Genomic DNA, 800 nt, shown 5'->3' on the forward strand with positions numbered 1-800 from the left:
CACATTTGGACTTGCACCTTCCCTCTATATAATCTAATCCAACCCGCTCGCTCCAACTAATTTATCATTTGCATCAGTCAACACTCCAACGCACTCCTCGGAACAGTTCTTATTCTGGTTAAATAGCTCGATTCCGAATCACTTCTCTCATCGCCCCCACCACCACTCAGAAACAACTCTCAAATTTTCCTCAGCATGAAGTTTCTCATCTTCGCATTGGCTGCGTCGGTTCTCCCAGTCATTGACGCGGCAGCCAATTTCAAGAGCACTTGTAACACCGTTAACAACCAGATGGCCACCCTGACCGGCTCATTGGCTCAGCTCAAGGCCACTGCCGACAGATTAGGACATGCCCACATTTCAAGCAGATGTAGTGAAGCCAGCCAACATCTCGGCTACGCACAGTCGTCGTGGGGTGGAATCAGCTCTGGATTTGGCGGGTTCCCGTGGCAAGCAAGGGATTCATCGCACGCCAGCAAGGTCCAGTCCCGTATGTCATCATGTGGATCCTCTTTGGACTGGATCTACAGCCAGCCGGAGATCAATGAATATTCCGACTACCAGGCGCCAGTCAGAAATTGCCGACGCACTTACAGCTCGTGTCAAACTGGATGTTCGCAAGTATGGAACTGGCCTTCACCTCCTGGCTACAAGCCCAAGCCCAGTCAATACGCTGGCTACCACCGTCGTCGTCGTGACACTGGCGAGAAAGTCTGCCCCAACGTCCAAGAGACTGCTTGCCCCATCAGCGCCAACGCCTCCGGGCACGAATGTATCGACACTCAAGTTGAGATCACTTC

1 protein-coding gene is annotated in these 800 nt (G+C 52.2%); it reads left to right on the forward strand.

What is annotated here, in order from left to right; genetic code table 11:
• Positions 1 to 195: 195 nt before the first annotated feature.
• Positions 196 to 800: hypothetical protein (locus IE219_RS32715; protein ID WP_229850277.1), on the forward strand; the 605-nt coding region annotated here is incomplete at its 3' end.

The sequence above is a fragment of the Streptomyces termitum genome (assembly GCF_014650175.1).
In the GTDB taxonomy this organism is placed as follows: domain Bacteria; phylum Actinomycetota; class Actinomycetes; order Streptomycetales; family Streptomycetaceae; genus Streptomyces; species Streptomyces termitum.